Source organism: Mycobacterium sp. 1274761.0 (assembly GCF_001668615.1).
Taxonomy (GTDB): Bacteria; Actinomycetota; Actinomycetes; order Mycobacteriales; family Mycobacteriaceae; genus Mycobacterium.
In genome coordinates this window covers 16,372-36,767 of sequence record NZ_LZMC01000009.1, presented here as the reverse complement: position 1 = coordinate 36,767, position 20,396 = coordinate 16,372, and the positions used below count along the sequence as shown (strand labels likewise).

Annotated in this window: 21 protein-coding genes; 13 read left to right on the top strand and 8 right to left on the bottom strand. The window is 66.3% G+C overall.

Annotation, left to right across the window (positions count from 1 at the left end; genetic code table 11):
* Nucleotides 1-36: 36 nt before the first annotated feature.
* Complete coding sequence (locus tag A5651_RS01205; protein ID WP_066974738.1) at nt 37-792, bottom strand: hemolysin III family protein; 756 nt, start codon at nt 790-792, stop codon at nt 37-39.
* 55 nt (nt 793-847) lie between these two features.
* On the opposite strand from A5651_RS01205, the gene A5651_RS01200 reads away from it, so the two are divergent.
* The 4 genes from A5651_RS01200 to A5651_RS01185 all read left to right on the top strand — a co-directional run bounded on the left by A5651_RS01200 (nt 848) and on the right by A5651_RS01185 (nt 4,044).
* Nucleotides 848-1,636 (top strand): (2Z,6E)-farnesyl diphosphate synthase, encoded by a 789-nt coding sequence (locus A5651_RS01200; protein ID WP_066974735.1) that lies wholly within the window; start codon nt 848-850, stop codon nt 1,634-1,636.
* 20 nt (nt 1,637-1,656) lie between these two features.
* Entirely contained in the window at nt 1,657-3,012 is a 1,356-nt protein-coding gene (locus A5651_RS01195) for a hypothetical protein (RefSeq protein WP_066974733.1), read from the top strand.
* 81 nt (nt 3,013-3,093) lie between these two features.
* Complete coding sequence (locus tag A5651_RS01190) at nt 3,094-3,528, top strand: hypothetical protein (RefSeq protein ID WP_066974731.1); 435 nt, start codon at nt 3,094-3,096, stop codon at nt 3,526-3,528.
* A gap of 105 nt (nt 3,529-3,633) precedes the next feature.
* Complete coding sequence (locus tag A5651_RS01185) at nt 3,634-4,044, top strand: hypothetical protein (RefSeq protein WP_082943519.1); 411 nt, start codon at nt 3,634-3,636, stop codon at nt 4,042-4,044.
* 49 nt (nt 4,045-4,093) lie between these two features.
* Here the strand turns inward: A5651_RS01185 and coaA are convergent, their stop codons facing one another.
* Entirely contained in the window at nt 4,094-5,044 is a 951-nt protein-coding gene (gene coaA, locus A5651_RS01180) for a type I pantothenate kinase (protein WP_066974730.1), read from the bottom strand.
* 42 nt (nt 5,045-5,086) lie between these two features.
* Between coaA and A5651_RS01175 the strand changes: the two genes are divergently transcribed.
* The 6 genes from A5651_RS01175 to A5651_RS01150 all read left to right on the top strand — a co-directional run bounded on the left by A5651_RS01175 (nt 5,087) and on the right by A5651_RS01150 (nt 11,645).
* A complete protein-coding gene (locus A5651_RS01175) occupies nt 5,087-6,298 on the top strand; it encodes a DUF885 domain-containing protein (protein WP_066974859.1) in 1,212 nt (403 codons plus the stop codon).
* 69 nt (nt 6,299-6,367) lie between these two features.
* On the top strand, nt 6,368-7,843 hold the full coding sequence (locus A5651_RS01170) for a glycine hydroxymethyltransferase (protein WP_066974727.1): 1,476 nt from the start codon (nt 6,368-6,370) through the stop codon (nt 7,841-7,843).
* A gap of 57 nt (nt 7,844-7,900) precedes the next feature.
* Entirely contained in the window at nt 7,901-8,728 is an 828-nt protein-coding gene (locus tag A5651_RS01165; protein WP_066974725.1) for an acyl-ACP desaturase, read from the top strand.
* A gap of 200 nt (nt 8,729-8,928) precedes the next feature.
* A complete protein-coding gene (locus tag A5651_RS01160; protein ID WP_066974723.1) occupies nt 8,929-10,242 on the top strand; it encodes a PhoH family protein in 1,314 nt (437 codons plus the stop codon).
* Between the two features lie 76 nt (nt 10,243-10,318).
* Nucleotides 10,319-10,744 (top strand): PaaI family thioesterase, encoded by a 426-nt coding sequence (locus A5651_RS01155; RefSeq protein ID WP_066974721.1) that lies wholly within the window; start codon nt 10,319-10,321, stop codon nt 10,742-10,744.
* Nucleotides 10,745-10,820: 76 nt separating this feature from the next.
* Nucleotides 10,821-11,645: a polysaccharide deacetylase family protein gene (locus A5651_RS01150; RefSeq protein ID WP_066974719.1), complete on the top strand. Its 825-nt coding sequence runs from the start codon at nt 10,821-10,823 to the stop codon at nt 11,643-11,645.
* Here A5651_RS01150 and A5651_RS01145 read toward each other — a convergent pair.
* Together A5651_RS01145 and glpX are read right to left on the bottom strand one after the other, a co-directional pair.
* Entirely contained in the window at nt 11,642-13,054 is a 1,413-nt protein-coding gene (locus A5651_RS01145) for a class II fumarate hydratase (protein ID WP_066974718.1), read from the bottom strand. The two genes, A5651_RS01150 and A5651_RS01145, sit on opposite strands and share 4 nt — an antisense overlap.
* A gap of 23 nt (nt 13,055-13,077) precedes the next feature.
* Nucleotides 13,078-14,106: a class II fructose-bisphosphatase gene (gene glpX, locus A5651_RS01140; RefSeq protein ID WP_066974716.1), complete on the bottom strand. Its 1,029-nt coding sequence runs from the start codon at nt 14,104-14,106 to the stop codon at nt 13,078-13,080.
* 30 nt (nt 14,107-14,136) lie between these two features.
* Between glpX and A5651_RS01135 the strand changes: the two genes are divergently transcribed.
* Nucleotides 14,137-14,859: a DUF4245 domain-containing protein gene (locus A5651_RS01135; RefSeq protein ID WP_082943518.1), complete on the top strand. Its 723-nt coding sequence runs from the start codon at nt 14,137-14,139 to the stop codon at nt 14,857-14,859.
* A gap of 8 nt (nt 14,860-14,867) precedes the next feature.
* Nucleotides 14,868-15,665, top strand: coding sequence for a dienelactone hydrolase family protein (locus tag A5651_RS01130; RefSeq protein ID WP_066974714.1), 798 nt, complete (start codon nt 14,868-14,870; stop codon nt 15,663-15,665).
* Here A5651_RS01130 and A5651_RS01125 read toward each other — a convergent pair.
* Genes A5651_RS01125 through A5651_RS01115 form a run of 3 tightly spaced genes read right to left on the bottom strand, consistent with a single transcriptional unit; the run spans nt 15,646 to nt 18,529 of the window.
* Complete coding sequence (locus A5651_RS01125) at nt 15,646-16,848, bottom strand: AI-2E family transporter (protein WP_066974854.1); 1,203 nt, start codon at nt 16,846-16,848, stop codon at nt 15,646-15,648. The genes A5651_RS01130 and A5651_RS01125 overlap by 20 nt on opposite strands.
* Before the next feature lie 53 nt (nt 16,849-16,901).
* A complete protein-coding gene (locus A5651_RS01120) occupies nt 16,902-17,759 on the bottom strand; it encodes an SDR family oxidoreductase (protein ID WP_066974712.1) in 858 nt (285 codons plus the stop codon).
* Nucleotides 17,756-18,529, bottom strand: a complete 774-nt coding sequence (locus tag A5651_RS01115; RefSeq protein WP_066974710.1) for an SDR family NAD(P)-dependent oxidoreductase — start codon at nt 18,527-18,529, stop codon at nt 17,756-17,758. Before A5651_RS01115 ends, A5651_RS01120 begins: the two co-directional genes overlap by 4 nt.
* 62 nt (nt 18,530-18,591) lie before the next feature.
* On the opposite strand from A5651_RS01115, the gene A5651_RS01110 reads away from it, so the two are divergent.
* A complete protein-coding gene (locus A5651_RS01110; protein ID WP_066974708.1) occupies nt 18,592-19,080 on the top strand; it encodes an SRPBCC family protein in 489 nt (162 codons plus the stop codon).
* On the opposite strand, the gene A5651_RS01105 is transcribed toward A5651_RS01110, so the two are convergent.
* Complete coding sequence (locus tag A5651_RS01105; protein WP_066974852.1) at nt 19,061-20,395, bottom strand: adenylate/guanylate cyclase domain-containing protein; 1,335 nt, start codon at nt 20,393-20,395, stop codon at nt 19,061-19,063. The genes A5651_RS01110 and A5651_RS01105 overlap by 20 nt on opposite strands.
* Nucleotide 20,396: the final 1 nt, after the last annotated feature.

The window sequence follows — 20,396 nt, the reverse complement described above, 5'->3', positions numbered from 1 at the left end:
TGATTGCGCTCAGCGCAACTCAGCACGCCGAAACCGCTAGCCCGTGATGCCGCTGAAGACGGCGAACCACATCGCGATGTAATGCAGGATCGCCGCGACGGCCGTGCACGCGTGGAAGAACTCGTGATGTCCGAAGGTCGTGGGCCACGGGTTGGGCCACTTGAGGCCGTACAGCACGCCGCCGATGCTGTAGAGCGCGCCGCCCACGATCAGCAGAACCAGGGCCGCGACACCCGCGCCCTGCATGATCGGGCCGACGAACCAGGCCGCTACCCAGCCCAACAGGATGTAGAGCGGCACGCCGAGCCAGCGCGGCGCCGACGGCCAGAACATCTTCAGCAGCACGCCCGCGATGGCGCCCGCCCAGACGATCCAGAACAGCACCATGCCCTCGTTCGACGGCAGGGCCAGCAACGCGAACGGCGTGTAGCTGCCCGCGATGAACACGAAGATCATCGAGTGGTCGGCCCGCTTCATCCACTTGCGGGCGGTGGCCGACTCCCATGTCACCCGGTGATAGGTCCCGCTGACGGTGAACATCGCCACGATCGTCAGCGTGTAGATGAACGTCGCGATCCCGGCCCGCAGGCCCACCAACGACCAGGACACCGACACCAACGTCGCGCCCGCGATGAGCGCCACGACCGCCGCGTAAACGTGGATCCAGCCCCGCGCACGCGGCTTGCCGATCGCATGGGCAACCCGGTCGACGACCGCTTCGGCAAAATCTTCGGCGCCGTCACCGCTGCGGTGAGTGCGATTCGGGTCTTCGGTGTCGACCGAGGCGGTCACGTCACCTCCATTGCCTGCTCGGTGATTTCCGTCCGCCACAGTAGTCTGGATTTTCGTGGAGATCATTCCCGCTCGCGTCAAGGAGCCGATGTACCGGCTCTACGAGATGCGGCTGCGGCAGGGTCTCACGGCGTCGAAATCCGAACTGCCCCGCCATATCGCGGTGCTGTGCGACGGGAACCGACGCTGGGCTCGTGATGCCGGTCACTATGACGTGAGTTACGGCTACCGGGTCGGTGCGGCGAAGATCGCAGAAATGCTGCGCTGGTGCCACGAAGCCGGCATCGAGATGGCCACCGTGTATCTGCTGTCGACGGAGAACTTGCAGCGCGACCCCGAGGAATTGGCCTCGCTGATCGAGATCATCACCGACGTGGTCGAGGAGATCTGCGCACCCGCCAACCGTTGGAGCGTGCGCACGGTGGGCGATCTGGAGCTGCTCGGCGAGGAGCCGGCGCGGCGGCTGCGCGACGCCGTCGAATCCACCAACGGCCACGGCGACTTTCACGTCAACGTCGCGGTCGCCTACGGCGGCCGACAGGAGATCGTCGATGCGGTGCGGGCGCTGCTGGGCAAGGAGATCGCCAACGGCGCGACGGGCGAGCAACTCATCGAAGCCGTCACTGCGGATGCGATCTCGGAAAACCTCTACACCTCCGGACAACCCGACCCCGATCTCGTCATCCGCACCTCGGGCGAGCAGCGGCTGTCCGGTTTTCTGCTGTGGCAGAGCGCCTACTCGGAGATGTGGTTCACCGAGGCCTACTGGCCAGAGTTCCGGCGGGTGGATTTCTTGCGCGCCCTGCGTGATTACACCGCCCGGCACCGCCGTTACGGCCGCTGACGGCATGCCACACTGAGACCATGGCGGCGCTATCGGCGTTGGTCTTCTCGCTCAGCTGGTGGCTGGGCCTTTACCTGCTGGCCCGTGATCCGCGTAAGCCGGTTCTGGTGCTGGCGGCGCTCGGGCTGACCAGCTTCGCGGCGGTGGTCGCGCTGGACGCGGTCCGCGTCATCACCGGCCTGCACACGCTCAGCAGCATCGAGATCTATCTGGTCGCCGTGCCGGGCATCGCGTGGTTCGCGGTTCTGCTCGAACTGTCGCGGCCACATGAGACATGGCGCAGCAGGGCCGGGGAGATCGGGCTGACGGGTGTGGTGGCGGCGCTCGCCTTCTTCGGCGCTGCGATGGCCGGCAACGTCGACGGCCCGCTGCGCATGGGGCACTGGGTGATGTTCGGCGTCATCTCGGTGTCGTCGCTCGGTGCCATGGTGTGGTCGGTGTTCGGACCGTGGCAGCCGCGGCCGGTCGTCGGCTACATCATCGTCGCCACGATGTTCTTTGCGCTCGGCAACGCGATCCTCATCATTCCGCTGGGGCTGGTGCCGAGTTGGCTTGCGCTGGCCTCGACCGGCTGCGACGTGGTGTTGCTCGGCCTCGCCGTTGCGATGTGGGACGCGTTCGACGAGGGGCAGGCGCTGCGTGGCGACATGCTGCGCTCGTTCGTCGCGACCGGTGTCGTCGTCGTCTTGTTCGGCGGGCAGGCGCTGATCGGCATGGCGCTGACGGGGGAGCGCACCGCGCTGTCGGTGATGCTGTTCACCAGCATCGCGATCGCGGTCTCGATCAACGTGCTGGCCGATCCGCTGGCCGGGCTGCTCGACCGGCTGGCGTTCTCGCACTCGCCGGGGCTGCGCGCCGACCGAGCGACGCTGCGCCGTACCGAAGCCGCGTTGCCGCTGCGCTCGGCCAACCCGCTCTCCGAGGTCGACGACGAGACCTTTGCCCGGCTCACCCGTCGCGCCCTCGGCCATTACGGCGACCTCTCAAAGCTCGTCGCGAGCCCGCTGACCGCGTTGCCCGTGATCGACGAACGCCTCGCCGCCCGCGGCGCACCCGACCAACCCCTGGAACGCGCCAACGAACTCAAGGCCCTGCTGGCCGACCGCATCGCGCGGCTCAAGCCCCGCGACGGCGGCGACTTCGGCACCACCGAGGAGTGGCGGTACTACAACGCGCTGTACTTCCCCTACGTTGTCGGGGTGCGGGCGTATGCACAGAACGCCACCGCGGCGGGCCTGGATCCCGTCGCGCGGCAGGCATGGCAGTGGTTCGTCACCGAAGTGCCGCAGCGCTCGCTGCATAATTGGCAGAACGCAGCCGCGCGGTTGATCGCCGCCGATCTTCGGGGCAACCTCGTCGCGACCCAGGACGCCTGAACGGCCGCTGACCTGCGGTTGGCAGTGACTGGCAGTTTCTGGCGTCGATCTGGCAGTGCGTTCGCACGCAACATCAGTGCCATGACCGCCATCACCACCAGGCCCGTGCAGAGTGGCACGGACTCACGGCCGCGGCCGAGCCGCGAAAGATCACTGTTGCGTTTCGCCCTACGCGCCGACGCCACGCTATGCGCGGCGGTGGGCCTCTTCGTCGCGATGGCCGCCGATCCGCTGTCGCGGCTCTCCGGTCTCTCCGCCACCTCGGAATTCATTGCCGGTGCGGCGCTCGTCGGCTACGGCGTCGCACTGTATGCCGGTGCCAGAGTGCCCGACGTACGACGGCTCGGTGTCGGCGTGCTCGTCGGCAACGTCGCCTTCGCCGTCCTGGTCACGGTCGTGCTGATCGCTGGCTGGTTGCCGCTGACCACCTTCGGGGTGGCCTCGACGCTTACGTTCACCGCTCTGACGGTTGCCTTCGCCTATGCCCAATACCTCGGGGTGCGCCGTCCGGCGTGACCCCCTCATGACTGGGCCGGGGTCGACCCGAAAGAGGTTGCGGCGTCGACTCCGGCACCGGTCCCGTCAGAAGATTCACGGAGATCAGAAGAGAAGGGAAGTCGCATGACCGCAATCACCCCACCCCGGTTCAAGGAGTCGACGGACTCGCTGCTGCGCTTCGCGATGCGGGCCGACGCCGTACTGACCGGGCTCGCCGGCATCGCCGGCATCCCGCTTGCCGGCTGGCTCGCTGAAATCTCGGGCACCACTACGGCTTTCGAATATTCGATGAGCGCGTTCTTCATCGCATACGGTGTCGTGGTGCTCGCGCTGGCGCAGCTGCCCTCGGTCCGCAAGCCCGGCATCGCCACGGCCATCGGCAACCTGGTGTACACGGTGGCGGCCGTCGTGTTCGTGCTGACCGACTGGATGCCGCTGACCACCACCGGCGTGGTGTTGACCCTGGCTACCGGCGTCTACACGCTGGTGTTCGCCGAACTGCAGTACCAGGGCGTGCGGCGCATCAAGAGGTAAGCCGTTGTCGCTCAAGCCCGCCCGGCCGAGTCGGGCGGGTTTCGCGCGTCTACAACTTGCGTAGGCGCAGCCGATTGATGGAGTGGTCGGTGTCCTTGCGCAGCACCAGCGTCGCACGCGGCCGCGTCGGCAGAATGTTCTCGATCAGGTTCGGGCGGTTGATCGAATGCCAGATGTCGCTGGCGGCGAACACCGCCTGCTCGTCGGTCAGCGTGGAGTAGTGATGGAAGTGCGACGCCGGATCGGCGAACGCGCCCGCGCGCATCGACAGGAACCGCGAGATGTACCACTGCTCGATGTCCTCGATGCGGGCATCGACGTAGACCGAAAAGTCGAATAGGTCCGAAACCATAAGGGCCGGACCGGTTTGCAGCACGTTGAGTCCTTCCAAGATGAGAATGTCAGGATGTCGAATAACCTGTTTCTCGCCAGGGATGATGTCGTACAGCAAGTGCGAATACACCGGCGCGCAGGCGTGGTCGGAGCCCGACTTCACCGCCGTCACGAACCGCATCAGCGCCCTGCGGTCATAGCTCTCCGGGAAACCTTTGCGATGCATCAGGTTTCGACGGGTGAGCTCCGCGTTGGGGTATAAGAAGCCGTCGGTGGTGACGAGGTCCACCCGCGGATGGTGTTCCCAGCGGGCCAGCAGCGCCTGCAGCACACGCGCGGTCGTCGATTTGCCGACCGCCACACTGCCGGCCACACCGATGATGAACGGCACCGGGCGATCGGGGTTCTGGTGCGACTCACCAGCCGAATCACCCAGGAATTCCGCGGTCGCCGAGAACAACCGCTGACGGGCCGCTACCTGAAGGTGGATCAGACGGGCGAGCGGTAGGTAAACCTCTTCGACCTCGAGCAGGTCGATCTTCTCGCCGATGCCCCGCAGTTTGACCAGCTCTTCCTCGGTCAGCTTCAGCGGGGTGGACATGCGCAGCGCACGCCACTGACTCCGGTCGAACTCCACGTAGGGACTCGGCTCGCTCAGCCGCGGCATGCGACCAGTCTTACAGTTAGCGTGGTCGCCATGGACATCGGTATGGGGTCAGCCACCCTGATCCGCGAATATCTGATGCTCGGCTTGCGCTTCGACCGGATCGAGGAAGGCTACGTCGACTCCTTCACCGGCGACCCTGCGCTGCGAGAGGCCGTCGCCTCCGAACCGGCGCCCGACCCCGCTGACCTGGCGCGTCAGGCCGACCGGCTGTCTGCCGAGCTGGCCGTCGTGCCACGCACCGACGGGTTCGACGACGTCCGGGCCCGCTACCTCGACGCCCACCTGCGGGCGTTGGCGTGTGCCGGACGCAAGTTCGCCGGCGAGCCCGTCGGCTTCGTCGACGAGGTCGAGGCGTATTTCGACGTGCGGATCGGCAAGGGCGATACCGACCGCTACCGCGAGGCGCACCGGCGGCTCAACGAGGCACTCGGCGGCACGGGCCCGCTGGCCGACCGAATACAGGCCTACCGCAGCGCGGAGGAGATTCCGCCCGAGCGGCTCGAGGAGTGCATCCATGCTTTTTCCAGCGCCCTGCGTGACCGGGTGCGCGCCGAATTTCCGCTGCCCGACAGCGAGACCATCGACTACGAAGTGGTGACCGACAAACCGTGGTCCGGCTTCAACTATTACCGCGGCGACTACCGCTCGACCGTCGCAGTGAACGCCGACCTGCGCCAGCAGATGTCCAACCTGCCGCGGTTAGTGGCCCACGAGTCCTATCCGGGCCATCACACCGAGCACTGCCGCAAGGAGGCGGGCCTGGTCGCCACACTCGGCCACGGCGAGCAGACCATCTTCCTGGTCAACACGCCGCAGTGTCTGATGGCCGAGGGCCTGGCCGACCTGGCGCTCTACGTGGCGATCGGCCCGAAATGGGGAGCGTGGGCCGCCGAGATCTACGCCGACCTGGGCCTTCGCTTCGACGGGGAGCGCGCCGAGGCCCTATCCGAGGCGACAGCGGCGTTGGCCTACGTCCGGCAGGACGCCGCGCTGATGCTGCACGACGAACACCGTGACGTCGACGATGTCGTCGCGTTCCTGAGGCGCTGGCTGCTGGTCAATGACGAGCGTGCCAGGCAGATGCTGCGGTTCCTGGCCTCGCCGCTGTGGCGGGCGTACACCAGCACGTATGTCGAGGGCTACCGGTTGCTGCGGTCGTGGCTGGACGACCGGCCAGCGGGCGTCGGCTTGACCGAGCGGTTCGGCAGGCTGCTCGACGAGCCGCTGATTCCGTCTACGCTGCGCGCCGCCTGAAACGGCGGTGGGTCAGCCGCCGTAGGGTCTGAGGCTTCGCGGTTGAAAGGGCCGATTACGCTGGCAGGCATGACCGCAGACCCGACCGTGTCAGCCCCCGCGCCCGGCGCCGACTACGCCGAAACGGCCAGCGCCGCGTACCGCGACATCCTGCAGATCATCGGATCCGTGGAGCCGCGCATCGCCGATGCAACTCGCAAAGAGCTTGTCGACCAACGTGATTCGCTGAAGCTGATCGCCAGCGAGAACTACGCCTCGCCCGCCGTGCTGCTCACCATGGGCACCTGGCTATCCGACAAGTACGCCGAGGGCACCATCGGGCACCGGTTCTACGCGGGCTGCCAGAACGTCGACACCGTCGAGTCGGTCGCCGCAGAACACGCCGAGGCGCTGTTCGGTTCGCCACATGCTTACGCGCAGCCGCACTCCGGCATCGACGCCAACCTCGTCGCCTACTGGGCCATCCTCGCCACCCGTGTCGAGGCGCCCGGACTGGCCGACGCGGGCGTCCGCAACGTCAACGACCTGTCCGAGTCCGACTGGGAGAAGCTGCGCGCCCAGCTCGGCAACCAGCGGCTGATGGGCATGTCGCTGGACGCCGGCGGTCACCTGACCCACGGGTTCCGGCCGAACATCAGCGGCAAGATGTTCCACCAGCGCAGCTACGGCACCGACCCGCAGACCGGTCTGCTGGACTACGACGCGCTGGCCGCGGCCGCCCGCGAGTTCAAGCCGCTGATCCTGGTCGGCGGCTATTCCGCCTACCCGCGGCGGATCAACTTTGCCAAGTTGCGGGAGATCGCCGACGAGGTCGGCGCGACGCTGATGGTCGACATGGCCCACTTCGCCGGCCTGGTCGCGGGCAAGGTGTTCACCGACGACGAGGATCCGGTGCCGTACGCCCATGTGACGACGACGACCACGCACAAGTCGCTGCGCGGCCCGCGCGGTGGGTTGGTGCTCGCCACTCCGGAGTACGCCGACGCCGTCGACAAGGGTTGCCCGATGGTCCTCGGCGGTCCGCTGTCGCACGTGATGGCGGCCAAGGCCGTCGCGCTGGCCGAGGCGCGTCAACCCGCGTTCCAGGCCTACGCGCAGCGGGTCGCCGACAACGCCAAGGCATTGGCCGAAGGCTTCCTGAAGCGCGGCGCGACACTGGTCACCGGCGGCACCGACAACCACATCGTGCTGCTCGACGTGCAGTCGTTCGGGCTGACCGGCCGCCAGGCCGAGTCTGCATTGCTGGACTCTGGCGTGGTCACCAACCGCAACTCGATCCCGAACGACCCGAACGGCGCCTGGTACACCAGCGGCATCCGGTTCGGCACGCCCGCGCTGACCACGCGCGGCTTCGGCGCCGCCGAATTCGACCGGGTGGCCGAGTTGGTCGTCGACGTGCTGACCAACACCGAACCAAGTTCGACGGGCCCGACTGGACTCTCCAAAGCCAAGTACAAGCTGGCCGACGGCACCGCCGAGCGCGTGCACGCCGCAGCGGCCGAACTGCTGGCGGCAAACCCGCTGTACCCGGGTCTGACGCTGTAGGGCGGTACCGGCGGGCCTGATTTCAAAAAGGTGTGAACCTGGGTTACATTTAGTTTTATGGCACAGAAACCTGTAGCTAATGCGCTGACCCTCGAACTCGAGCCGGTCGTAGCCGAGAACCTGAACCGGCACCTGGAAACCGAGGACATCTGGTTCGCCCACGACTACGTGCCGTTCGATCAGGGCGAGAACTTTGCGTTCCTCGGCGGACGGGATTGGGATCCGTCCCAGGTGACGTTGCCAAAGCACGTCACCGATGCGCTCGAGATCCTGCTGATCCAGAAGGACAACCTCGCCGGTTATCACCGCGAGTTCGTGTTCAGCTTCCTGCTGGAGGACAAGTGGGGCCGCTGGCTTGGCCGGTGGACCGCCGAGGAGCATCTGCACGCGATCGCGCTGCGCAACTACCTCGTCGTGACGCGCGAGATCAACCCGACCGCCAACGAGGACGTCCGCGTCGAGCACGTGATGAAGGGCTACCGCGCCGACACCTACAGCCAGATCGAGCGCCTGGTGTTCATGGCGTTCTACGAGCGCTGCTACGCGGTCTACTGCCGCAACCTCGAAGCGCAGATCACCGAGCCGGTGCTCAACGGTCTGATGGGCCGCATCGCCAAGGACGAGGAGCGTCACGAGGAGTTCTTTGGCAACCTCGTCGCCCACCTGCTCGACCACCACCGTGAAGAGACCATCGAGGCCATCGCGCGGCGCGCCGCCGAGCTCGACGTGGTGGGTGCCGACATCGACGCCTATCAGGACAAGGTGAAGGTCGTCGCCGACGCCGGCATCTTCGACGAAGCCATACTGCGCCGGGTGATCTCCGACCGTATATCGGCGTGGGGTGTGGCCGACGAGCCGCAACTGCGACCTCTGGTCAACGGGTAGGTTGCTGCGGGGTTAAACCCCGGCGCGCCTGCGCGGCGCGCTCGCCTTCTCGGGAGTAGCGTCATTTGCGATGGCTAGCGACATGCTCTGCTGTCCGGGCGGTACCGATCGAGTCGACTCGAGAGGGCCGGCCCCGGCCCTAGTGCCGCAGCGTCCGCCGAGAGGTTCGCGCGGGGCCGCGCGGGCTCGAGGAGTGCTACGTGACCGATTCCTCCACCCGGACCTATGTTCTCGACACGTCGGTGCTGCTGTCCGACCCATGGGCATGCACACGATTCGCCGAGCACGAAGTGGTCGTCCCGCTGGTCGTCATCAGCGAGCTGGAGGCTAAACGCCATCATCATGAGCTTGGGTGGTTCGCCCGTCAGGCGCTGCGCCTGTTCGACGATCTACGGCTCGAGCACGGGCGGCTCGATCAGCCGATTCCCGTTGGCACGCAAGGTGGAACGCTGCATGTCGAGCTGAACCACAGCGACCCGACGGTACTGCCCGCGGGTTTCCGGACCGACAGCAACGACGCGCGGATCCTGACCGTGGCGGCGAACCTGGCCGCCGAAGGCAAGCTGGTCACGCTGGTGAGCAAGGACATACCGCTGCGGGTGAAGGCCGGCGCCGTCGGGCTGTCGGCCGACGAGTACCACGCCCAGGACGTCGTGACGTCCGGCTGGACGGGCATGGACGAAATCGACGTCGCGCCCGAGGTGATCGGCCAACTCTTCGCCGAAGGCGAGATCGACTTGGAAGCGGCACGAGATCTGCCGTGCCACACCGGGATTCGGCTGCTCGGCGCCACCTCGCACGCGCTGGGACGGGTCAACCCCGACAAGCGAGTGCAGCTGGTCCGTGGCGACCGCGAAGCATTCGGTCTCCGCGGGCGATCGGCCGAACAACGTGTCGCGCTGGACCTGCTGCTCGACGAATCCGTCGGCATCGTCTCCCTCGGCGGCAAGGCGGGCACCGGCAAGTCGGCGCTGGCGCTATGCGCGGGGCTGGAAGCGGTGCTCGAACGCCGCACACAGCGCAAGGTTGTTGTCTTCCGTCCGCTGTATGCCGTCGGCGGCCAGGATCTGGGGTATCTGCCCGGAAGCGAGAGCGACAAGATGGGGCCGTGGGCGCAGGCCGTCTTCGACACCCTCGAAGGGCTGGCGAGCCCTGCGGTGCTCGAAGAGGTGCTGTCGCGCGGCATGCTCGAAGTGCTGCCGCTCACCCATATTCGCGGTCGATCACTGCACGACTCGTTCGTGATCGTCGACGAGGCGCAATCGCTGGAACGCAATGTGTTGCTGACGGTGTTGTCGCGGCTCGGCGCCGGGTCGCGGGTGGTGCTCACCCACGACGTGGCTCAGCGTGACAACCTGCGCGTCGGCAGGCACGACGGGGTTGCGGCCGTCATCGAGAAGCTCAAGGGCCACCCGCTGTTCGCCCACATCACGCTTCTGCGCAGCGAGCGCTCGCCGATCGCGGCGCTGGTCACCGAGATGCTAGAGGAAATCAGCCCGGGCGCCCTGCCGTAATTTGCCCAGACTGCGCACAGATCGTGGTTTAGCGCATATCTTCGCCTGACAGCAGTCTCACGTTGCGGAGGGCGAGATGGCGACCTTCAACAAGATGGACAACGAGCGGCTCCACATGTCACCCGTCCACAAGCGGATGCAGATGAACGTCGTCCGCGTCGAACCGGGGGTTGCAATGCTGACGATGCCGCTCAGCGATGACATCCGCGGTTATTTTGACGGAAGTATCCACGGCGGAATGCTCGCCACGTTAGCCGACGCGGCCTCGGCCGCCTGCCTCGATGACGCTTACGATTTCCAAACTCACTTCCCGGTCACCACCGATATCCACGTCCGCTACTACCGGCAACCCAAAGGCGGTCCGCTCGTGGCGGAAGCCAAGCTTGTGCACGGCGGCAGTCGGTTACTGAGCACGGAGTGTTCGGTCATGGACTCGCAAGACCGGGTTCTGATTCGGACAACGGCCACCTTCATGCTTGTGCCCAACCCCAAGCCTCTTTAGCGCGCCACGATCACTCAGGACCGGCCGGTAAGCTGCGGCCGTGCCAAAGCGAATCACCAACCGGGCCTTATGCAGCATGGCCGCTGCGGCGGTGCTCCTCCTCAGCGCGTGCGGGACGGGCCACGAGCAAGCCAGCGCCGACGAGGTCGACTGCGCGAAGGTGAAATGCGTCGCGCTGACGTTCGACGACGGGCCGGGGCCTTATACCGACCGGCTGCTGAAGATCCTCGAGGACAATGACGCAAAGGCGACGTTCTTCCTGATCGGCAACAAGGTTGCCGCGAATCCCGAGGGCGCCAAACGCATCGCCGAAGCCGGCATGGAGATCGGCAGCCATACCTGGGAACACCCCAACATGACGACGATTCCGCCGCAGGACATCCCCGCGCAGTTCAGCAGGGCCAGCGACGCGATCGAGTCCGCGACGGGTCACCGGCCGAAGCTGGTGCGCACCGCGGGTGGTCTGGTCAACGACCAGGTGCTGGCGGAAGCCAAGAAGCAGGGCCTGGCCGACATCAACTGGGACGTCATCCCTTTCGACTGGATGAACGACTCGAACATCGCCGCCACGCGCTACATGCTGATGACGCAGATCAAGCCAGGCTCAGTGGTGCTCATGCACGACACCTATTCCAGCACAGTGGATCTCGTCTACCAGTTCATACCCGTTCTGAAAGCCAACGGCTACCACCTGGTGACGGTCAGCCACCTACTCGGCGAGCGTGAACCGGGCAGCAGCTACGGCTCACGTGAGAACGGTCCGCCCGCCAACGACCTCCACGAGATCCGCGCTGACCAGATCCCGTCGCTGCCCAACACGCCGTCGCCGGCGCCGATGCCGAACTTCCCGATCACCGACATTCCCGGTGCGAACTCCGGCGGCCCCAACAACGGCGCCTAGCCGTCCCCGTCTTTCACCTTCGCCATGGCGAGAACATCCAGCCGCTTGTCGAGCTCCTCTTCGGACAGCTTGTCGCCGATGAGCCCGCGGTCGATGACGGTCTGACGGATCGTCTTCTTCTCCTTGAGCGCCTGCTTGGCCACCGCGGCCGCTTCCTCGTAGCCAATCGCGGAGTTCAGCGGCGTCACGATCGACGGCGAGGACTCGGCCAGCTCGCGCAACCGGTCGTCATTGGCGACCAAACCGTCGATGCAACGCTCGGCGAACAGCTTCGAAACGTTGGTCAGGATCTTGAACGACTCGAGGATGTTTCGCGCCATCATCGGGATGTAGACGTTGAGCTCGAACGCACCGTTGCCGCCGCCCCACGCGACGGCGGCGTCGTTTCCGATCACCTGCGCGGCCACCTGGGTGACCGCTTCAGGGATCACCGGGTTGACCTTGCCCGGCATGATCGAGCTGCCGGGCTGCAGGTCGGGCAGCTGGATTTCGCCGAGGCCGGTCAGCGGGCCAGAGCCCATCCACCGGATATCGTTGGCGATTTTGGTCAGCGAGACAGCAATGGTGCGCAGCGCGCCGGACGCCTCCACGAGCCCGTCGCGGGCGGCCTGGGCCTCGAAATGATTTGCCGCTACCCGTAATTCAGCCAGCCCGGTGTGCTCCTGCAGCACGGCGACGACGCGCTCATCAAAATCGTCGGGCGCATTAAGGCCCGTGCCGACGGCCGTTCCGCCAATAGCGAGCTCACCCAGGCGCGGCAGCGTGGCCTTCACCCGTTCGATGCCCGCCTCCACCTGGCGCGCGTAGCCGCTGAACTCCTGGCCCAGCGTCACCGGCACCGCGTCCATCAGGTGTGTACGGCCCGACTTCACCGTCGTGCGCCACTGCCGCGCCTTGCCGGCCAGCGACTCGTGAAGCACCTCGAGCGCCGGAATCAGGTGCCGCACAGCGGCTTCCGTGGCAGCGATATGCGTAGCGGTCGGAAACGTGTCATTGGAGGACTGCGACATGTTCACGTCGTCGTTGGGGTGGACCGTCACGCCGTTCTGCCCGGCGATGCTGGCGATCACCTCATTGGTGTTCATGTTCGAGCTTGTGCCCGAACCGGTTTGGAACACATCAATGGGAAACTGGTCGTCATGGCGGCCGTCGGCGATTTCATCGGCGGCGGCGATGATCGCGTCGGCCTTCTCCGGGTCGAGTAGGCCAAGGTCCTTGTTGACCTGTGCGCAGGCACCCTTGAGCAGGCCAAGTGCGCGTATCTGGGTGCGCTCGAGGCCGCGGCCCGAGATAGGGAAATTCTCCACCGCGCGCTGGGTCTGCGCCCGCCACAGCGCATCGACCGGCACCCGGACCTCGCCCATGGTGTCGTGCTCGATGCGGTACTCGACATCGTTATCGACGGTCATGCCTGCTAAGCCCTTTCGTGTGTTTACGGCAGCGGATAAACCGCGCTGCTGTCGCCGGTGAAATCGATCGCAGAGTATTCGTTGAGCTTCGACAGGCGGTGGTAGGCCTCGATCATCCGCACCGTGCCGGATTTGCTACGCATGACGATCGACTGTGTCGTGCAGCCGCCGCCGTAGTAGTGCACACCTTTCAGCAGGTCACCGTCGGTGACTCCGGTGGCGCAGAAGAAGACGTTGTCGCCGGACACCAGGTCTTCGGTGAACAACACCTGGTCGAGGTCGAGGCCCTTGTCGATGGCCTTCTGGCGTTCCTCGTCGTCCTTGGGCGCCAGCTGACCCTGGATCGCCCCACCCATGCACCGGATTGCCGCCGCGGCGATGATGCCCTCGGGCGTGCCGCCGATGCCGACGAGCAGATCGGTACTGGTGTTGGGCCGGCACGCCGAAATCGCGCCCGCCACATCACCGTCGGAGATCAGTCGGCACCGCGCGCCCGCCTCGCGCACGTCCTTTATCAGCTGCTCGTGTCGCGGCCGGTCGAGGATGCAGACCGTCAAGTCGGACACGGAGACGGCCTTGGCCTTGGCGACCCGGCGGATGTTCTCACCGATCGGAGCGGTGATGTCGATGGCGTCCACCGCGTCGGGGCCAACGGCGATCTTGTTCATGTAGAACACCGCTGAGGGGTCGTACATCGTGCCGCGTTCCGACACCGCGAGCACCGAGATGGCATTGGACAGGCCCTTGCTCATCAACGTCGTTCCGTCGATCGGGTCGACGGCGAAATCGCACTCGGGGCCGTCGCCGTTGCCGACTTCCTCGCCGTTGTACAGCATCGGCGCGTTGTCCTTCTCGCCCTCGCCGATCACGACGACACCGCGCATGGACACCGAATTGACCAGTTCACGCATGGCGTCGACGGCGGCGCCGTCACCGCGCTCCTTATCGCCACGGCCCACCCAGCGACCTGCCGCCATCGCGCCCGCTTCGGTTACCCGAACAAGCTCGAGGGCGAGGTTGCGGTCGGGGGCTTCTCCTCGTCCTGGACTCATGCCTGGGCCTTCACTCGCGCTCGGGTGCTCATGGCAGCGATTCTCCCATTCGCCGGTCGGCCTGTGGGAGCTGGGATACTGGCGCCTGTGAGTTCCGAATCGCAGCCCAGCCATGGCGGGCCTGCCGTCGACGGCCCGCCGCCGCCTCCGGCCGCCAAGCCCCGGCTGCTGCAGGACGGGCGCGACATGTTCTGGTCGTTAGCGCCGCTGGTCGTGGTGTGCATTGTGCTGGCTGCGGTGCTCGGGATGTGCTCGTTTGCACCCGCCGGTCCCGGTGCTGGACCGGCGCCCAACTTTGACGCACCTGCCGCCCTGCGGGCCGACGCCGATGCGCTGCGGATACCGATCCGGGTGCCCGAGCTGCCCGCCGGGTGGCGGGCGAACTCCGGCAGCCGCGCGGGTATCGAGGGAGGCCGCTCGGTTCCGGCTGGGCAGCCGACGCGCGCCGTGTCCTCGACCGTCGGGTACCTCACGCCGACCGGGATGTACATCGCATTGACGCAGAGCAACGCCGACGAAGAGAAGCTCGTCGGCTCCATCGAGCCCGACATGGTGCCGACCGGGACGCACGATGTCGACGGCACGCGGTGGGTCGTCTACGAGGGCGACGACGGCTCCGAGCCGGTGTGGACGGCCCGGCTGAACAGCCCCTTTGGACCGGCTCAAATCGCGATCAAGGGTGCCGCCGGTACCGATGAGTACCGTACGCTGGCTGCGGCGGTCCAGAAGCAGCCGCCGTTGGCCGCGACGTAGGAGAAGTTATGAAGGCTCCAGAAGCAGATCTGACGGGATGGACCGCCGAACCCTTCACGGCGGCCGGCATCACCCACGATGTCTATCGCAAGGGCGAGGGCCCAGGTGTGGTTCTGATCCCCGAAATGCCCGGCCTGCATCCAAACGTGCTGGCGCTCGGTAATCATTTGGTGGACAACGGATTCACCGTCGCCTCGCCATCGCTTTTCGGGACGCCCGGTGCGCCGGGGCTGCGGCCCGCTGCGGTGCCGATCATGCTCCGCGGTTGTGTGGCAAAGGAATTCGCCGCGTTCGCGACCAACGCCGACCGGCCCGTGGCGCACTATCTGCGGGCGCTGGCACGCGACCTCAACGAGAAGACGCCCGGCAAGGGTGTGGGGGTGATCGGGCAGTGTTTCACCGGCGGGTTCGCCCTCGCCGCAGCGGTCGACGACAGCGTGCTCGCGCCCGTGTTGAGCCAGCCGTCGCTGCCGCTGCCGCTGACACCCAAGCACCGCCGCGATCCGGGGTTGTCCGAGGGTGAGCTGAAAGTCATCGAACAGCGCGCGGCCAACGACGGGCTCTGTGCACTGGGCCTGCGCTTCAGTGAGGATCCGCTGGTGCCCGCCGCACGGTTCAAGACGCTCAAGGACAGGCTCGGTGACGCCTTCGAGGTCATCGAGATCAGCTCGAAGAGGGGCAACGAGCACGGGTTCAGCAGAATGGCGCACTCCGTCCTAACCCTCGAGGTGCGTGAAGAGGAAGCCCATCCGGCTTACGAAGCGCGCAAGCGCGTCGTCGAATTCCTTACGGAGCGTTTGGTTTAGCCGCCTCTTGCTGGGCGGGTTCGGGTGCTTCGGGCTCTGCCTTTCTGGCCCTGCGCGTCAGCCATCCCAGGCGGTGCTTGGTCTTCTTTGCCCTGCGGCTGTCCTCGTCGGTCTCCGGCTCGAGCGGAACACCTTTGTACACCGCCAGGTAGACGCTGATCGTGGTGACGATGACGATCATCAGCACCGGGCCGATGATGATGCCGAACGCACCGAACATCCCGATTCCTGCGAACACCGAGAGCAGCATCAGTGCCGAGTCGAGGCGGGCCGCGCGTGGCACCAGGATCGGCCGCAGGAAGTTGTCGATGTTCGTCACCACGATGAGGTGAAACAGCACGACGAAGATCCCGCCGAACACGTTGCCGAACAACGTCATCCCGATGCCGAACGGGATCGTGACGATGCCGCTGCCGAGGGGGATCACCGACAGCGCGCTCAACAGGATCGCAAAGATGAAGAAGCCGTCGTGGAACCCGCCGAGGTAGATCGAGATCGCGCCGGCGACGCCCTGGCAGACGGCGATGATGAATTGCCCTCTGACCGTGCCGTTGACCATCGCCCCCATCTTCGCGAGGTAGAGGTCGGTGACTTCCTCGCCCAGCGGATTCAATCGGCGGATCAATTGCCGGACGGCGTCCTTGTTCGTCAGCAGTGAGATGAACACGTAGAGGAAAAGGATTGCGGCGGCGATCCCGCCGATCGCGCCACCGGCCGCCTGCTGAAGCGTGTGCAGCAGCCATTGGCCGCCGCTCTGCGCGACGGTCGTCATCGCCTTGCGGATCATCTCGGGCGTCACCGTCACATCGGCGAAGGGCACGCGCGCCAGCAACTCGTTGACCAGGTGCAGCGTCCTGTCGCCGAGCGTGGACAGGTCGGTGCGTTCCACCCAGTCGGCGACGCTCTTGACCATGTCGGTGATCTGCACGACCGCGATCGCCACGATCAAGCTGACGGGGATGATCACGCACGAGACGGCGGCCAGCAGCGTGAGCGTCGCCGAAAGCCCTACGCCCAGCCGCTTTCTGAGCCGGTCGTACAGCGGGCCGAACAGATAGGCGACCACCGCCGCGACCACGATCAGGATGAAGTACGAACGGAGGAAGTACGCGCCGAACAGGATGGCCAGCACCGTCGCGACCGCAAGGGCGCGCCTCTGCGTCAACGTGAAGTCGGTTTGCATTGCGGCCATGGGCATACCGTAGCCAGCTTGGCCGCCCTGGCCGTCCGCTTTGCTCAGCGCGCGTTCGACCGTGTCTTGGCCTGGTGGGCTCGCTGACCGGCGATGAAATGAATGGACGCGCGTTGCATCAGCCCGGGCGCGACCCGCGCCAACAGCCACTGAGCATGCGCGCTGCGCGGACGTACCAGCAGCGCCTTGTTGCGGCGGACGGCCCGCAGCGTGTCGTGTGCCAGTCGGTCGGCCGAATAGGCCTTCTTCTCCCTGGCGCCCTGCAAGAAGTAGTTCCGGCCGTCGAACCCGCCGATCGCGCCCTTGTCGAGAAGCGGGGTTTCGATCGCCGACGGGCAGACGGCGAGCACCCCGACACCGTGCGCGGCGGCCTCTGACCGCAGCGCCAGCGACAAGCCGACGATCGCGTGTTTGGTCATCACGTAGCTGGTGATCTGGCCGGCCGCAGTGAGCCCGGCCATCGATGCGGTGTTGACGATGTGGCCGCCGCGTTGCTTGATCATCTGGGGGTAGGCCGCGGCAACGCCATGCACGACGCCGCGGATGTTGACGTCGATGATCGCGTTCCACTGGTCCAGGGTGAGCAGTTCGGTGTCGCCGCCCCAGACGATGCCCGCGTTGTTGAACATCAGATCCAGCCGCCCGCTGCGGGTCACGACGCCGTCCACCGTCTGCTGAACCGCCGCGGCGTCGGTGACGTCGAGGCGGGCAGCACGCGCACGACCGCCCAGCGATGACGCGGTGCGTTCGGCCGCGTCACCGTCGATGTCGGTGCACAACACGTCGGCACCGGCGTCGGCGAGCGCCCGGCACAGCGCCGCGCCGATACCCGAGCCGGCGCCAGTCACTATGGCTGTTCTCGCTCCTCGCGTGTGCGGTGCCTGTTTGCCACCGAAACTCACTGCGCCTCCGCCAATTTCATGACATGCCCGAGCACGTCGGGATACCGCTTGAGATGGGCGCCACCGTTGAGGTCGAGCACCTCGCCGGTCAGCCAGCTCGACTTCGGCGAGCACAGGAACACCACGGCGTCGGCGATCTCTTCGGGCCTGCCGGCCCGGCCGAGCGCGGTGTTCTCGACATAGTCCTCGACCAGACCCGGCACCAGGTAGGAGCCTTCGGTGAGCGGGGTGTCGACGAAGCCGGGGGAGATGGCGTTGACGCGGATACCGCGCGGTCCCAGCTCGAGTGCCGCGACCTGAGTGAGCATCGACACGCCGGCCTTGGCCGAGCAGTAGGCGCTCATCCCCATGGCGGGCTGGCGGCCGTTCAACGAGCTGATCGTCACCAACGATCCGCCTTCGCGCAACTTCTGGCCCGCGTATTTGGCGACGATGAACCCGCCATTGAGACAGACGTCGACGACGGAGCGGAATTCCTCGACGGCCAGATCGGTGATCAGCCCGAGGCTGCCGAACCCCGCGCAGTTGACGACGACATCGACGGGGCCGATCTGCTCGAAAAGCCGCTGCACCGTCGTCTCGTCGGTGACGTCGACCTCCGCGGCGGTGTGCGGCGCACCGAGTTCGGCGGCCCGTGCCCGCGCGCCGTCGGCGTTGCGGTCGGCGAGCCTGACGCGGCAACCATCGGCGGCAAGGGCGCGGGCGGTGGCCCAGCCGATCCCTGATGCGGCGCCGATGACGACGGCGATCCGTTCGTTACTGTTGCTCATCCGGTTGGCCTTTCGACGGCGAGGGAACGGGTTCTAACTTAGCGTTCTGACACACTCGACCGGTGGCTGATCTGAAGTTGTCGGAGTCGATTCATGTGGCCGTGCCGCCCGAGGCGCTGTACGACATGGTGTCCGACGTGACCAGGATGGGCGAGTGGAGCCCGATCTGTAAGGCCTGTTGGTGGGACGAGGGCGACGGCCCGCGCGTCGGAGCCTGGTTCACCGGCCGCAACGAGACGGCCGAGCGGACGTGGGAGACGCGAAGTCAGATCATCGCCGCCGACCCCGGGCGTAGGTTCGCCTGGGAAGTCAACGACGGCTGGGTGTACTGGGGCTACACCTTTGAACCCGACGGGGACGGCACTCGCCTGACAGAGTCGTGGGAGTTTCTGCCCAAAGGCATCGCCGGATTCCGCGAGCGGTTCGGCGCGCAGGCCGACGCCGAGATCGAGAAGCGTCGTGCGGCCGCCGAAAGCGGTATCCCCGCCACGCTGGCCGCGATCAAGAAGGCCGCCGAGGGCCGATTCCGGGTCAGCGAACCGGCGCGGTGACCCTGAAGACCTCGACCGCGTCGGATATGCCCTTGAGCTGCTGGCCGCCGAGTGGGTCGAACAGCAGCCCCGAGCCCGCCGACAGATCGCGGACGGTGCGGCTGGCAACTACCTCACCCGCGCCGGCCAGCGCCCCGATGCGAGCACCGACGTGGACGGCGACACCGCTCCACTCCTCGCCGCGGCGTTCGCATTCGCCGGTGTGCACACCGACACGAATGCGGATTCCCCTCGCCGCGAGTGCCGGAACCATCTCCAAACCGCAGCGCGACGCCCTGGTGGGACCGTCGAAGAGTGCAAACATGCCGTCACCGGTGTGCTTCACCCGGCGTCCGCCGTACTTGTCGACGAGCCAGTCGACGAGCCTGTCATGTGCGTCGAGTTGTCGGCGCCATTGCGCATCACCCTGGGTGCTGACCTGTGCTGTCGAGCCGACGATGTCGGAGAACAAGACGGTTGACAGCACCCGTTCGCTCGATTCGTCTGCTGGTCTGCCGAGGACGAAGTTCACCACCTCGGTCGCCAGTGCGTCATCCATCAAACCGTGCGGTCCGTTCGGCAGTTCGAGGAAGCGGGCGTTGGGCATCGCCGACGCTAGAGCGCGAGCCGCACCGATGGGAGCCATGGCGTCGCCGGCTCGGCCAAGTATGAGCGTGGGCGTGTGAACGGAACTCAGCACGCCACTGACGTCTATGTCCAGTAACGCGTGCCAGAGCATGAGGCACATCGCGGGACTTGCCCCGAACCGCTGAATCCGCCCGTAAAACTCGAGAAAGCCTGGCATCTTGGCGACCTCGCCGAAGAAGAGCTCGGCGAGCGCCCCTTCGCCCCAATGGTTTTCGATCTCGGCGATGATTTCGTCGCGCTGTGCCTCGGTGAAACCCCAAGGGTGATGAGGCAGTTCGGGAGTGAAGCGTGCCATAGTTCCGTACAGCGTCAGCGCCTGAACGCGTTCCGGATAGGTCGCGGCGAACAAGATGCTCATCGGTCCGCCCTCGGACACGCCGAACAGCGCCGCTGACTCGGCGCCCACCGCATCGAGCACGGCGTGGAGGTCGTCCATCCGTTCGTCCAACGGCGGTACGTGGGTGACCGGATCCGATAGACCCGTCCCGCGCTTGTCCCACGCGACCAACCTGTTGCCGCGGGACAGTGCTTCGAGGAAACTCTGGAACGGCATGTCCGGGTCGGTCAGGATGTCTGCGTTGCTGATCCAGCCTGGTATCCACACCAGGGTCGTGTCGCCCTCGCCGAATACGCGATAGGCCAGCCGTACCGAGCCGTTGCGGGCGTAGTGGACGCCGCCGTCCTTCACG

Coding starts and splice junctions, on each gene's coding strand:
- A5651_RS01195 (WP_066974733.1), top strand. CDS start 1,657: ATGGCGGCGCTATCGGCGTTGGTCTTCTCGCTCAGCTGGTGGCTGGGC.
- A5651_RS01190 (WP_066974731.1), top strand. CDS start 3,094: ATGACCGCCATCACCACCAGGCCCGTGCAGAGTGGCACGGACTCACGG.
- A5651_RS01185 (WP_082943519.1), top strand. CDS start 3,634: ATGACCGCAATCACCCCACCCCGGTTCAAGGAGTCGACGGACTCGCTG.
- coaA (WP_066974730.1), bottom strand. CDS start 5,044: ATGCCGCGGCTGAGCGAGCCGAGTCCCTACGTGGAGTTCGACCGGAGT.
- A5651_RS01175 (WP_066974859.1), top strand. CDS start 5,087: ATGGGGTCAGCCACCCTGATCCGCGAATATCTGATGCTCGGCTTGCGC.
- A5651_RS01170 (WP_066974727.1), top strand. CDS start 6,368: ATGACCGCAGACCCGACCGTGTCAGCCCCCGCGCCCGGCGCCGACTAC.
- A5651_RS01165 (WP_066974725.1), top strand. CDS start 7,901: ATGGCACAGAAACCTGTAGCTAATGCGCTGACCCTCGAACTCGAGCCG.
- A5651_RS01155 (WP_066974721.1), top strand. CDS start 10,319: ATGGCGACCTTCAACAAGATGGACAACGAGCGGCTCCACATGTCACCC.
- A5651_RS01150 (WP_066974719.1), top strand. CDS start 10,821: ATGGCCGCTGCGGCGGTGCTCCTCCTCAGCGCGTGCGGGACGGGCCAC.
- A5651_RS01145 (WP_066974718.1), bottom strand. CDS start 13,054: ATGACCGTCGATAACGATGTCGAGTACCGCATCGAGCACGACACCATG.
- glpX (WP_066974716.1), bottom strand. CDS start 14,106: ATGAGTCCAGGACGAGGAGAAGCCCCCGACCGCAACCTCGCCCTCGAG.
- A5651_RS01135 (WP_082943518.1), top strand. CDS start 14,137: ATGGCAGCGATTCTCCCATTCGCCGGTCGGCCTGTGGGAGCTGGGATA.
- A5651_RS01130 (WP_066974714.1), top strand. CDS start 14,868: ATGAAGGCTCCAGAAGCAGATCTGACGGGATGGACCGCCGAACCCTTC.
- A5651_RS01125 (WP_066974854.1), bottom strand. CDS start 16,848: ATGCAAACCGACTTCACGTTGACGCAGAGGCGCGCCCTTGCGGTCGCG.
- A5651_RS01115 (WP_066974710.1), bottom strand. CDS start 18,529: ATGAGCAACAGTAACGAACGGATCGCCGTCGTCATCGGCGCCGCATCA.